Source organism: Streptomyces sp. HSS9-12, from assembly GCF_054963655.1.
In genome coordinates this window covers 21156-34145 of record NZ_JBUEGC010000021.1, presented here as the reverse complement: position 1 = coordinate 34145, position 12990 = coordinate 21156, and the positions used below count along the sequence as shown (strand labels likewise).

The window sequence follows — 12990 nt, the reverse complement described above, 5'->3', positions numbered from 1 at the left end:
ATGCCGGGAACTACTTCGTGACCGCGTCCAGCGCGTCCGTGATGCCCGCGCCGTAGAAGCCGTTGTAGCCGGTGCCGCCCTCACACACCGCGTCGGCCTTGCCGTCGCCGTTGATGTCGTACGGCTCGGGGCAGTCGGCGTCGTCCGCTCCCGCCGCCAGCAGGGCCTTGACGGCCGTGGGGGAGGCGGAGGGATGGGTGCTCTTGATGAGCGCCGCGACGCCGGCCACGTGCGGGGAGGCCATCGACGTACCGGCCATGTACCCGTATCCGCCACCGGGAATCGGGCCGAGGATCAGACCGCTGACGGCCGGGGGCGGCGGGGCCTGGTAGCGGGTGCTGTCCCCGCCCGGCGCGGCGATGTCGATGACCCCGAGGCCGTAGTTGGAGAACGAGGACTTCAGGCCCTTCGCCCCGGTCGCGGAGACCGTGACGACACCCGGCAGCTGGGTCGGGATGTCCAGGCACTCGCTCGGGTCGATGGTGCGCTCACCCGGCGTGGTGTCGTTGGGGCTGGAGTCGTCGGTGATCGAGTCAGCGGCGAGGTCGAAGTTGGAGTTGCCCGCGGCGGCCACGTTCACCGCGCCCTTGCGCTCGGCGTAGCGCGTGGCCCGGCCGAGGGCCTCGACAAGCGCCTTCTGGTCCGGGTCGTCTGTGCAGTTGAACATCCACGGGTCGACGTAATAGCTGTTGTTGGTCACGTAGATGCCGTGCTCGGCGGCCCAGACGAAGCCGCAGACGACCGCCTCGGTGTAGAAGAAGCCGTCCGGGGTCGAGACCTTGATGCCGGAGACCTTGACGCCCGGGGCGACACCGGTGACGCCGATGCCGTTCTTGGCGGCGGCGATCTCGCCCGCGACGTGCGTGCCGTGCGGGCTCTCCTGCGCGCCCGGACGCCAGGCGCCGTCCGCGGTGTTCGGCTTTCCGGTGACGCAGTTGACCGACGCCTGGCGGTCGAAGTTGGGCGCGATGTCGGGGTGGGTGTCATCCACGCCGGTGTCGATGACGCCGACCGTGACGTTTCTGCTGCCCAGCGACTTCTCGTGCGCCTTGTCCGCCTTGATGGCGGGCAGGTCCCACTGCAGCGGCTGCAGCGGGTCCTCGTCGGCGGCGGCCTGCCGCGCGGCGGCCTCGGCCTGCGCGGAGCTCAGCAGCTTGGGGGTGCCGAGATCGGTCGTGGACTGGGCGGGCAGCGCCGCGGTACGGGTGGCGCCCGCCGAGGAGACGCCGCGCACCCCGCGGATCTGCTTGGCGAAGTCGGGGTTCGCCGAGTGGACGACGATGACGCCGATCCGGTCGTACGACAGGACGACCGTACCGCCGGCCCGGGCGATCGCCTTCTTCACATACGCGGAAGTCGAAGCGCCCGGACGGACGTTGACGACGTAGCTCAGCGACTGGCCGTCGGCCGCCGTCTGCGCCGACGCCGTCGTGCCGGTGGTGTCGAGGGGAGCGGCGCTGGCCGCGGCCGGGACGCAGGCGAGCGCCGTGGCCAGGGCCGTGCCGACGGATATCGCCACGGCGCGGCGGCGCGGGCGTCTGGAGGAGCGTGTCGTCATGGATTCTCCACTTCGGTCAGGAGACGGGTGGAAGGAGCTGATGCGCACATCACTGCTCGACCGCGTCCAGGGCGTCGACGATGCCGTAGCCGTAGAAGCTGTTGATGTTCTGGGTGCCGGTGCAGGTGGCGTTGACCGTGCCGTCGCCGTCGGGGTCGTACGGCTGGGTCGGACAACCCGGGTTGTCCGCCTGCGCCTTGAGCAGCCACTGGATCTCCTGCGGGCCGGCGTCCGGGTGCGAGCTCTTCAGGAGCGCGGCGACGCCGGCGACATGCGGGCCGGCCATCGATGTGCCCTGGAGGAAGGCGTAGTCGCCGCCCGGCATCGTGGACAGGATCCGGCCGTCCTTGGCGGGCAGTTCGGGCACCTGGTACTTGTCACCGCCGGGGGCCGCCACGTCGATCTGTCCCAGGCCGTAGTTGGAGTAGTACGACTTGAGGGTCTTGGGACCGGTCGCGGAGACCGTGACGAAGCCCGGCAGCTGCGCCGGGATGTCGAAGCACTCGCGCGGGTTGACGGTCCGCTCGACCGGGGTGGAGTCGTCCGGGCTGGTCTTGTCGACGAATGTGTCGGATGCCAGGTCGGCGTTGGAGTTGCCGGCGGAGGCGACGTTGACCACGCCCTTGCGCTGCGCGTACTGCGCCGCCCGGTCGACAGCGTCGAGGATGGCCTTCTGGTCCGGGTCGTCCTTGCAGTTGAACAGCCACGGGTCGACGTAATAGCTGTTGTTGGTGACCTCGACACCGTGGTCCGCGGCGAAGACGAAGGCGCAGACGACCGACTCGGCGAAGAACAGGCTCGTCTCCGGCTCGCTGACCTTGATGGCGGCGACCTTCACGCCCGGGGCGACCCCGGCGACGCCGGTGTTGTTGCGCGCGGCCGCGATGGTGCCGGCGACGTGCGTGCCGTGGTAGTCCTCGGCCGGGTTGTACGGGCGCCAGGCGCCCTTGGTGGTGTCCGGCACCCCGCCGACGCAGTTGGCCGACTGCCTGGCGGAGAAGTTGGGCGCCAGGTCCGGGTGGGTGTCGTCGATACCGGTGTCGATGACCGCGACCGTGACATCCCGGCTGCCCGGGTCGATCCGCGCCGCCTGGTCGGCCTTGATGGCCGGGATGTCCCACTGCAGGGACTCCAGCGGCTCCTTGCCCGAGGTCTTGGCGGCCTTGAGGGCGGCGGCGGACTTCGGCTCCGCCGCCTTCTCCGGCTTGCCGACATCGGTGGTCGAGACGGCCTTGAGCGGGGCGGTGCGGGTGGCGCCGGCCGACTGTACGCCCTGGACCGAGCGGATGGTCGGTCCGAAGTCGGGGTTCGCCGAGTGCACGACGATCACGCCGATCTTGTCGTGGGCGGTGACCACGGCGCCGCCGGCCTGGGCGATCGCCCTCTTCACCCTGCTGAGCGTGCCGGCGTCGGTGGCGGTGTTCACCACGTACGACAGCACGGGGCCGTCCTGGGTTGCGGACGCCGCCGTGGGCGTGCTCTGCGCGGCTGCCGGTGCCGCCGAGGCGATGACACCGGGCAGGAGTCCGAGAGACGCGGTGAGCGCGAGGCCGACCGGCATTGCGAGCACTCGTCCGCGTCTGGGTCGGAGATGAACCATGGGTTCTCCACATCATCCGTGGGACCGTCCGATGCGCGGGTCGCGCGTGGACGGGTACATGACGACGGAAGCTAGCGCCGAACTGTTGATCTGATCAATGGATTCCGACGAAAAGCCCGGATTCCCCACGGAGTTGGTCCGGATGGCCGAAGCCGTCAGGTCCGTACGAGTGAATCAGTGGCAGGACTCAGCGCCCTGACGAGTCGACGCGCAGGGCCTTCATGCTCAGCGGCGGCAGCGGCACGCGGGGCCCGTACCACCGCCGGGGATCGGTCGAACCGGCCCGTCGGACGGTCTGAGCGACCGTCACCGCCGCGGGCAGCCTGACCATGCCATACGGACGCCGGGCAGGCCCGGGCGGCGGCTGGAGGCTCGACGGGTCGTTCACATCGAGGTCAACGACCGTGGAGGCGGCCGGTGTCGGCTCATTCAGCCGATCCTGCGGAATTCAACCACTGCCTCTGTCGCAACCGTTGCGCACACCCCTACCATGCCGAATCCGGACCGGCGTGATCCGGCTCACGTAACGCTTCGCCCGCGCAGCCGCATCCGACAGGAGACCTCCGTGTACACCGAATCACCGCCGCCCGAAGAGGCGACCGGCACCACCCAGCCCTACCGCGAGGTGCAGGAGAGCGCTGAATTCGCCGAACTCCGCCGTGCCTACCGCTCCTTCGCTTTCCCCCTGACGGTCGCCTTCATCGTCTGGTACCTGCTGTACGTCCTGCTGTCCAACTACGCGGGCGGCTTCATGGGGACCAAGGTGCTCGGCAACATCAACATCGCCTTCGTCTTCGGCATCGCACAGTTCGTGACCACTTTCCTCATCGCGTGGTGGTACTCGCGCCACGCCGAGGCCAAGCTCGACCCGCGGGCCGAGGCGATCAAGTCCCGCCTGGAGGGCGACGCATAAATGAGCGACACGATCCAGCTCGCCGCCCAGGGCGCCGGCGAGCACCGAGCCCTGATCACCACCCTCTTCGCGGTCTTCGTCGCCGCGACCCTCGCCATCACCGTATGGGCGGGCCGCCAGACCAAGGGCGCCGAGGACTTCTATGCCGGCGGCCGGCAGTTCTCCGGCTTCCAGAACGGCCTGGCCATCTCCGGCGACTACATGTCGGCCGCGTCCTTCCTCGGCATCGCCGGAGCGATCGCCCTGTTCGGGTACGACGGCTTCCTGTACTCCATCGGCTTCCTCGTTGCCTGGCTGGTGGCGCTGCTGCTGGTCGCCGAACCGCTACGCAACTCCGGCCGGTTCACCATGGGCGACGTGCTCGCGTACCGGATGCGACAGCGCCCGGTCCGCACCGCCGCCGGTACCTCGACCATCGTGGTGTCGATCTTCTATCTGCTGGCGCAGATGGCGGGCGCCGGGGCGCTGGTGTCGCTGCTGCTCGGCATCACCAGCGAGGCCGGGAAGATCCTCATCGTCATCCTCGTCGGCATCGTGATGATCCTGTACGTGTCCATCGGCGGCATGAAGGGCACCACCTGGGTGCAGATGGTCAAGGCCGTCCTGCTCATCGCGGGCACGCTGCTGATCACCTTCCTGGTGATGCTCAAGTTCGACTTCAACATCTCCACGCTGCTCGGTGCGGCCGCCGAGAACAGCGGCAAGGGCTCCGCCTTCCTGGAGCCGGGACTGAAGTACGGGGTCTCCGACCTCTCCCGGCTCGACTTCATCTCCCTCGGGCTGGCCCTCGTCCTCGGCACCGCGGGACTGCCCCACATCCTGATCCGCTTCTACACGGTGCCCACCGCCAAGGCCGCCCGTAACTCGGTGAACTGGGCGATCGGCATCATCGGCGGCTTCTATCTGATGACGATCGCGCTGGGCTTCGGCGCCGCCGCCCTGATCAAGCCGGAGGCGATCGTGGCCTCCAACAAGGCGGGCAACACCGCGGCCCCGCTGCTGGCCCAGGAACTCGGCGGCGGTGCGGACTCGGCGGGCGGTGCGATCCTGCTCGCCGTGATCTCGGCGGTCGCGTTCGCCACGATCCTCGCGGTCGTGGCGGGCCTGACGCTGGCCTCCTCGTCCTCCTTCGCACACGACCTGTATGTGAATGTCGTCCGCAAGGGCCAGGCCACCGAGAAGGAGGAAGTCGCCGCGGCGCGGTGGGCCACCGTCGGGATCGGCACCGTCGCCATCGTGCTCGGGGTCTTCGCGCGCGGACTCAACGTCGCGGGCCTGGTCGCGCTGGCCTTCGCGGTCGCGGCCTCGGCGAACCTTCCGACCATCCTCTACAGCCTGTTCTGGAAGCGCTTCACCACCCAGGGCGCGCTGTGGTCCATCTACGGAGGCCTGGCCTCCTCCGTCCTGCTGGTGCTCTTCTCGCCGGTCGTCTCCGGCAAGGAGACCTCGATGTTCCCCGGCCTGGACTTCCACTGGTTCCCGCTGGAGAACCCGGGCCTGATCTCCATCCCGCTGGGCTTCCTGCTCGGCTGGCTGGGCTCGGTGGTCTCCAAGGAGCAGCCGGACGCGGAGAAGTACGCAGAGCTGGAGGTGCGCTCCCTCACCGGAAGCGGCGCCCACTGAGGGGGCGACCGACCCTCTCCCGCCGGGCGCACCTTCCTTCTCCGCCCATCCGTCCTGTGAGGACGGATGGGCGGGGACATTCCGGCATCAAGCGCTGGGCGTAGCAGTACCGATCACGCATCGCAGCTGAGCTGCTACTTCAACGAACTGTTTACGATGGGACGCATCGCGTACGCTGCGAGACAATGGGTTTCTGGCCGGGGCACCGGCCAGACGAGTCCGTGGGAGGGGCCGCAGCCATGCTCATCGACACGTACGGTCGCGTCGCCACCGACCTGAGGGTTTCCCTCACGGACCGCTGCAACCTGCGCTGTACGTACTGCATGCCGGAAGAGGGCCTGCAGTGGTTGGCCAAACCCCAACTCCTCACCGATGACGAGATCGTCCGGCTGATCCGTATCGCCGTCACCAGCCTTGGCATCACCGAGATCCGCTTCACCGGCGGCGAGCCGCTGCTCCGCCCCGGCCTCGCCGGCATTGTCGAGCGGTGCGCCGCCCTCGAGCCGCGCCCCAAGATGTCACTGACCACGAACGGCATCGGCCTGCAGCGCACCGCCAATGCCCTGAAGGACGCGGGACTGGACCGCGTCAACGTCTCCCTCGACACCCTGCGCCCGGAGGTCTTCGAGGCCCTCACCCGCCGCAAGCGGCACCACGACGTGCTGGCCGGCTTGGCGGCGGCGCGCACCGCCGGCCTCAACCCGGTCAAGGTCAACGCCGTGCTGATGCCGGGGCTCAACGACGACGAGGCGCCCGACCTGCTGGCCTGGGCCATCGAGAACGACTACGAGCTGCGCTTCATCGAGCAGATGCCACTTGACGCCCAGCACGGCTGGAAGCGCGACGGCATGATCACCGCCGGGGACATCCTGGCGAGCCTGCGCACCCGGTTCGAGCTCACTCCCGAGGACCAGGAGGAGCGCGGCTCCGCCCCGGCCGAGCGCTGGCTCGTCGACGGCGGCCCGGCGCGGGTCGGCGTCATAGCCTCCGTCACCCGGCCCTTCTGCCGGGCCTGCGACCGCACCCGGCTCACCGCCGACGGCCAGGTGCGCACCTGTCTGTTCGCGCGGGAGGAGACGGATCTGCGCGAGAGCCTGCGCTCCGGCGCCCCCGACGAGGACATCGCGAGGCTGTGGAAGCGGGCGATGTGGGGGAAGAAGGCCGGGTCCGGTCTCGACGACCCGTCCTTCCTGCAGCCCGACCGCCCGATGTCAGCGATCGGCGGCTGACGCCTCCCAGTCCTCCAGCCTCACCACGTCCTTCAGAAAGCCGCGGACACCGAGGAACTTCGACAGGTGCTCGCGGTGCTCCTCGCACGCGAGCCAGGTCTTGCGGCGCTCGGGCGTATGGATCTTCGGGTTGTTCCAGGCCAGCACCCATACGGCGGCGGCACGGCAGCCCTTGGCCGAGCAGATCGGCGTTTTGTCGTTCACGGTCACCAAGTCTGCATTCCCTTGGCCGAGCGACCGGCCGAACCCCCCCAGACACCGCGCCGAACTGCCCGCGGACATGGCGACGCCGGGCAGCCACGGGGGGAGCCGCCCGGCGTCGGTCCGTCGCTCCGACGGGGGATGCGGAGCGCCTACGCAGTATGTCACGGGGGACCCGGCCCAGTGCACCGGAACCACATGATTGATCTGAGCTCTTCTTGAGCTTGGGAGCCCCCGTTTACGCGGACGCGGCCTCAGCTCTGCCCGCGCGACTGCTCCTCCGGCTGTGCAGCAGGTGCTTCCGGAACCCGTTCCGAATCGGCCTGTGCAGGCCCGCCCGGGAGCATGGGCCGGCCCGGTGCCTGGATGAAGGTGGAGGGAAGCGACGGAGCGTTCTCGCGGCCCGCGTTGGCGATCACCACGGCGATGTACGGCAGGATGAAGCCCAGTACCAGGGCAACCATCGCCACATGGCGTTCAACATTCCACAGCACCACGGCCAGCAGGAAGCACAGCGTCCGTACGGTCATCGAGATCACGTAACGCCGCTGCCGGCCGCGCACGTCATCAGCGAGCCCGGCACGCGCCCCTGTGATCCGGAAGACCTGGGGGCTGTGCTGCTTCCGCATCACGTTCCATCACCTGCCATCTGAGCCGGGCCTCCCGGTCCCGGACACCCTCAACGGTACGCCGCGGCCCCGCCGTGCTCGAGACAGGGGCGGGCTGCGCCGGACCGCCCCCACACCGCCAAATCGAGTAGACAGGCATCCTGCGTGCATCGTAGGGAACCCGACTGACGACAGCGGTGCGACCCGTGCCGTACGAGGAGGCAGCTATGGGCTGGTTGTGGGCCATCATCGTGGGACTCGTACTGGGTCTGATCGCCAAGGCGATCCTGCCCGGCAAGCAGAACATCCCCCTCTGGCTGACGTGCGTCTTCGGCATCCTGGGCAGCATTCTGGGCAATGCCGTCGCCGGCTGGCTCGGGATCGCGGCGACCCCCGGCATCGACTGGGGCCGCCATCTGCTGCAACTGGCCGGAGCCGTCCTGATCGTCGCGCTGGGCACGCCCCTGTGGGGGGCCATCCGCGGCGGCGGCAGGCGCGCCGCCTGACGGACCGACCTTGGACCGGCACACGACGGCGGCCGGGCACGTCAGCGCCCAGCCGCCGTAGCGTTGGGTGTTCTACAGCCCCTCGATGTGGGCGATCTTGCGGCCCGCCTTGAGGTAGACGCCACCGGGGTTCGCGACCAGACCCGCGGCCTCGAGCTTCTGCGTCACGACCTCGCGCAGCGGGCTGATGGCCGCGGGCTCGTCCAGGACGACCGTCTGCTGGCCGTTCTCGGTCTCCACGACCAGCCGAAGACCGTTCTGCTTGGCGATCCGGCGGGCAGCCGAGGCGCTCGGAGTGAACTCCAGCACCTTGGTGAGCACCGCCGCCACGCTCTCCGCGCCATGCTCGGCCGCATCGACCGTCGGCAGCGACTCGACCTCGGCGAAGGTCTTCTTCGAGAACTGCGCCACGAACCCCGCGCGGGCCGCCATCGCGGTCTCCACGTCGTACAGCGCCGCCACGACCTCGCCCGCCAGCACCTTCTTCAGGTCCATCGGGTGCAGCGACTTGTTCTCCAGCCGCCGGGTCACCGTGTCGATCTCGTCGTCGGTCCACTCCGTCCAGGCCCGCAGGTACGGGGTCATCAGCCGGTCCGGAATCGACATGATCTTGCCGAACACATCGTCCGCGGAGGCGGACAGTGCGATGTAGTTGCCCTTGGACTTGCTCATCTTGGCGCCGGTGCCGTCCGTGCCCTCGATCAGCGGCATGGTGACGACCAGCTGCGGCGTCTGGCCCTTGAGCTCCATCAGCTTCCGGCCCAGCTGCAGATTGAGCAGCTGGTCCGCGCCGCCCAGCTCGACGTCGCACTCCAGCGCCACCGAATCCAGGCCCTGCGCGACCGGGTAGAGCAGCTCCGACATCGTGAGGCCGGAGCCGGCCGACAGCCGGTCGCGGAAGTCCTCGCGCTGCAGCAGCTGCGCGACCGGCACCTGGGAGAGCAGGCCCAGCAGCTCAGGGAAGGTGTACGGGGCCAGCCACTCGCTGTTCTGCCGGAAGCTGACCTTCTCGAAGTCGAAGAACGGCCGGACCTGGTCCCGGTAGCCCGCCAGGTTCCGGGCGATGTCCTCGTCGGTCAGCGGCGGGCGCTCGGCCGTACGGCCCGTCGGGTCGCCGATCTTGGCCGTGAAGTCCCCGATGATCAGGGTCACGTCGTGGCCCATCCGCTGGAAGCGATTGAGGACGACCATCGGCACCACATGCCCGAGGTGCACATCCGCAGCCGTCGGGTCGATGCCCAGCTTGATGTGCAGGCCCTTGCCCTCCGACCGGCGTGCCTCGATCCGCTCGGCGAGCCGGTCCGGGCCCGGCAGGAGCTCCACGCTCCGGGCGGCGATCAGCTCCGCCTGGTCCTTCGCGGACAGATCCGACAGGTCGAGAAAGCGCCTCGCCTTCGTCTCCGTGAGCAGCTGCTCCACGGCCTTGTCGGAAGAGAGGTCCTGCACCAGCAGCTCACTGGTGCGAGCGACGGAGTCGCCGAGGCGTGTCACTGACGTTGTCCTTCTCAATTCGGTACGGAAGCCCCACGGCGGGGCCCGGAAGGTACGGGACCCCGGGAGACCGCGGTATGTCGTTCCTGAGGATCGCGGGTGGACAGGGGCGATTCTATTTCGTCACACGCCCGGGCTGACCGAGCTCATGTTGAAGTCCGGGATCCGCAGGGCGGGCATGGCCGCGCGGGTGAACCAGTCGCTCCACTCACGTGGCAGCGTCGGCACCGTACGGCCCGCCTCGGTGACCCGGGAGAGCAGGTCCACCGGGGACTCGTTGAAGCGGAAGTTGTTGACCTCGCCGACGACCTCGCCGTTCTCCACCAGATAGACGCCGTCCCGGGTCAGGCCGGTGAGCAGCAGCGTCGCCGGGTCGACCTCGCGGATGTACCACAGACAGGTCAGCAGCAGCCCTCGCTCGGTGTCCGCGACCATCTCCTGAAGCGCACGGCCGTCGCCACCGTCGAGAATCAGGTTGTCGATGGCGGGGGCGACCGGCATTCCGGTGAGCTGGGCGGTGTGCCGCGAGGCGACCAGGCGCGTCAGCTCGCCGTCCCGAAGCCACTCGGTGGGGGAGAGCGGCAGACCGTTGTCGAAGACCGACGTCTCGTCGCCCGACGCGTGAGCGAGGACGAACGGCGCCGCCTCCAGACCGGGCTCGCCGGGGTCGCTGCGCAGCGTCAGCGGCAGGTCGGAGATCTTCTCCCCGAGGCGCGTGGCACCGCCCGGCTTGCTGAAGACCGTTCGGCCCTCGACAGCGTCCCGGGCCGAGGACGACCACATCTGGTACACCAGCAGGTCCGCCACGGCAGTGGGCGGCAGCAGGGTCTCATAGCGCCCCGCGGGCAGGTCGATGCGGCGCTGCGCCCAGGTCAGCCGCCCCGCCAGCTCCTCGTCCATCGCCGCCACGTCGACGTCCCGGAAGTCACGGGTGGCCCTGCCCGCCCATGCCGAGCGCGAACGGTCCGGGGACTTGGCGTTGAGCTCGAGCGTGCCCGTGGGCTGGTCGTGGCGCAGCCGCAGTCCCGTGGAGGTGCCCAGGTAGCTGGAGACCAGCTGGTGATTGGCGAACCCGTACAGCTCGCGGCCGCCCGCGCGGGCCCGCGCGAACGACTCCCCGAGCGCGGGGGCGAAGGCCGCGAACACCTCCGAGGAGGTCTCGGCAGGAGCCTCGGTGAAGTCCGGGGAGGCCGGGACACCCTCGACGAGCGGCTGCGCGTCCTCGGCGGGGCCCGCTTCTCGCGCGGCGGCCTCGGCGGCCCGCACCAGCGGCTCCAGCTCGTCGGCGGTGACGGCGGACCGCGATACGACACCGGCCGCGGTGCCCTGGGCGCCGTTCACGGTGGCGATGACGGTGAGGGTGCGGCCGCGGGTGACACCGTTGGTCGTCAGCGCGTTGCCCGCCCAGCGGAGGTTGGCGCTGGACTCCTCGTCCGCGATCACCACGCAGCCGTCGGCACGGGACAGCTCGAGGGCGCGCTCGACCACCTCATGCGGCTTGGTCGTACTGGTCATCCCTGCTCCTTGTTCGCTTCTCCGCCCGCGCGGCGCAGAGGCGGGGGAATGGTTGCCCGGTGCGGCCCGGCGGCCGCGCGCGCGTCGCTCATGGACGGCCTGCCTCCTGCGTGGTGTTCAGAATGGTGACGCCGCGGAACAGCGCCGACGGGCAGCCGTGGGAAACGGCCGCGACCTGGCCCGGCTGCGCCTTGCCGCAGTTGAAGGCCCCGCCCAGGACGTAGGTCTGCGGACCGCCCACCGCCGCCATCGAGCCCCAGAAGTCGGTCGTGGTCGCCTGGTACGCGACATCGCGCAGCTGCCCGGCCAGCCGGCCGTTCTCGATCCTGAAGAAGCGCTGTCCGGTGAACTGGAAGTTGTAGCGCTGCATGTCGATGGACCACGAGCGGTCGCCGACCACGTAGATGCCGCGCTCGACCCCCGAGATCAGCTCCTGCGTCGAAGGCCCGCGGGGCGCCGGCTGCAGCGAGACGTTCGCCATGCGCTGCACCGGCACATGGGAGGGCGAGTCGGCGTAGGCGCAGCCGTTGGACCGCTCGAAGCCGCACAGCTTCGCGATCCGCCGGTCGAGCTGGTAGCCGGCGAGGATGCCGTCCTTGACCAGGTCCCAGGACTGGGCGGCCACGCCCTCGTCGTCGTACCCGACCGTGGCCAGCCCGTGCTCGGCCGTCCGGTCCCCGGTCACATTCATGATCTCGGAGCCGTACCGGAGCTTGCCCAGCTGGTCAGGAGTGGCGAAGGAGGTGCCCGCGTACGCCGCCTCGTAGCCCAGCGCCCGGTCCAGTTCGGTGGCGTGGCCGATCGACTCGTGGATGGTCAGCCACAGGTTCGACGGGTCGATGACCAGGTCGTACGCCCCCGGCTCCACGCTCGGCGCGCGCATCTTCTCCGCGAGCAGCTCCGGGATCTGCGCCAGCTCCGCATCCCAGTCCCAGCCGGTGCCGGTCAGATACTCCCAGCCGCGGCCGACGGGCGGGGCCAGCGTGCGCATCTGGTCGAACTCGCCGCTGTCCGGATCCACCGCGATCGCCGTGAGCTGCGGGTGCAGCCGTACGCGCTGCTGGGTGGTGGTGGTGCCCGCCGTGTCCGAGTAGAACTTGTTCTCCTGGACGGTCAGCAGCGACGCGTCCACATGGGCGACCGCGTCCGCCGCCAGCAGCCGGTGACTCCACTCCGCCAGCAGTCCGCTCTTGTCGGCGTCCGGCACGTCGAACGGATTGATGTCGTACGCGGATACCCAGGTGCGGTCGGGGTGCACCGGCTCGTCCGCCAGCTCCACCCTCTCGTCCGACCCCGCCGCGGCGATCACCTGCGCCGACAGCTTCGCCATCGCCACCGCCTGGCTCGCCGCCCGCGCCGCCCCGTCCATCGTCAGGTCCACACCGGAGGCGAAGCCCCAGGCGCCGTCATGCACCACGCGCACCGCGAGCCCCAGGTCGGTGGTGTCGGACGAGCCCGCGGTCTTGCCGTCGCGCAGCCGCCAGGCAGCGCTTCTCACCCGTTCGAGGCGGAAGTCCGCATGCGTGGCGCCCAGCGCGCGGGCGCGTGCGAGCGCCGCGTCCGCGAGCGCGCCGAGCGGCAGCGCCGAGAAGGACTCGTCGATGGAATGGGGCACGGCATCCTCCCGAAGTCGTCACCCGATCATGTCGCGTCGCCGGGGTGACTGCCCAGTGGTTTCTGTAGGGACCCGACAGCGAGCGCCGGGTGCCCCTGTGGGACGTCGATTCTCCGTAACGTGGCCCAGAC

Annotated in this window: 11 protein-coding genes; 4 read left to right on the top strand and 7 right to left on the bottom strand. The window is 69.8% G+C overall.

All coding sequences use genetic code 11. The annotated features are described in order from the left end of the window. Positions 1–10: 10 nt before the first annotated feature. Positions 11–1558 carry a S8 family peptidase gene (locus ACY34J_RS13660; RefSeq protein ID WP_462726710.1) on the bottom strand — a complete coding sequence of 516 codons (1548 nt, stop codon included), beginning with the start codon at positions 1556–1558 and terminating at the stop codon, positions 11–13. A 49-nt stretch (positions 1559–1607) separates the two neighbouring features. After that, positions 1608–3158, bottom strand: a complete 1551-nt coding sequence (locus ACY34J_RS13655; protein ID WP_462726709.1) for a S8 family peptidase — start codon at positions 3156–3158, stop codon at positions 1608–1610. A gap of 565 nt (positions 3159–3723) precedes the next feature. On the opposite strand from ACY34J_RS13655, the gene ACY34J_RS13650 reads away from it, so the two are divergent. The 3 genes from ACY34J_RS13650 (at position 3724) to moaA (ending at position 6923) form a co-directional block, all read left to right on the top strand. Then, entirely contained in the window at positions 3724–4071 is a 348-nt protein-coding gene (locus tag ACY34J_RS13650; protein ID WP_462726708.1) for a DUF485 domain-containing protein, read from the top strand. After that, entirely contained in the window at positions 4072–5694 is a 1623-nt protein-coding gene (locus ACY34J_RS13645; protein ID WP_462726707.1) for a solute symporter family protein, read from the top strand. A gap of 239 nt (positions 5695–5933) precedes the next feature. Beyond that, complete coding sequence (moaA, locus tag ACY34J_RS13640; RefSeq protein ID WP_462726706.1) at positions 5934–6923, top strand: GTP 3',8-cyclase MoaA; 990 nt, start codon at positions 5934–5936, stop codon at positions 6921–6923. Here moaA and ACY34J_RS13635 read toward each other — a convergent pair. Then, positions 6906–7127 (bottom strand): hypothetical protein, encoded by a 222-nt coding sequence (locus ACY34J_RS13635; protein ID WP_462726705.1) that lies wholly within the window; start codon positions 7125–7127, stop codon positions 6906–6908. The two genes, moaA and ACY34J_RS13635, sit on opposite strands and share 18 nt — an antisense overlap. Before the next feature lie 251 nt (positions 7128–7378). Further along, positions 7379–7753: a DUF3099 domain-containing protein gene (locus tag ACY34J_RS13630; protein ID WP_462726704.1), complete on the bottom strand. Its 375-nt coding sequence runs from the start codon at positions 7751–7753 to the stop codon at positions 7379–7381. A gap of 206 nt (positions 7754–7959) precedes the next feature. On the opposite strand from ACY34J_RS13630, the gene ACY34J_RS13625 reads away from it, so the two are divergent. Beyond that, positions 7960–8238 (top strand): GlsB/YeaQ/YmgE family stress response membrane protein, encoded by a 279-nt coding sequence (locus ACY34J_RS13625; protein WP_462726703.1) that lies wholly within the window; start codon positions 7960–7962, stop codon positions 8236–8238. Positions 8239–8310: 72 nt separating this feature from the next. Here ACY34J_RS13625 and tyrS read toward each other — a convergent pair whose 3' ends face one another. The 3 genes from tyrS to ACY34J_RS13610 form a co-directional block, all read right to left on the bottom strand. Continuing rightward, the gene (gene tyrS / locus ACY34J_RS13620) at positions 8311–9729 is read right to left on the bottom strand and encodes a tyrosine--tRNA ligase (RefSeq protein ID WP_462726702.1); all 1419 of its coding nucleotides are present in this window, start codon (positions 9727–9729) and stop codon (positions 8311–8313) included. A gap of 123 nt (positions 9730–9852) precedes the next feature. Continuing rightward, positions 9853–11244, bottom strand: coding sequence for a metallopeptidase TldD-related protein (locus ACY34J_RS13615; RefSeq protein ID WP_462726701.1), 1392 nt, complete (start codon positions 11242–11244; stop codon positions 9853–9855). An 88-nt stretch (positions 11245–11332) separates the two neighbouring features. Next, entirely contained in the window at positions 11333–12859 is a 1527-nt protein-coding gene (locus ACY34J_RS13610; RefSeq protein WP_462726700.1) for a TldD/PmbA family protein, read from the bottom strand. Positions 12860–12990 lie beyond the last annotated feature (131 nt).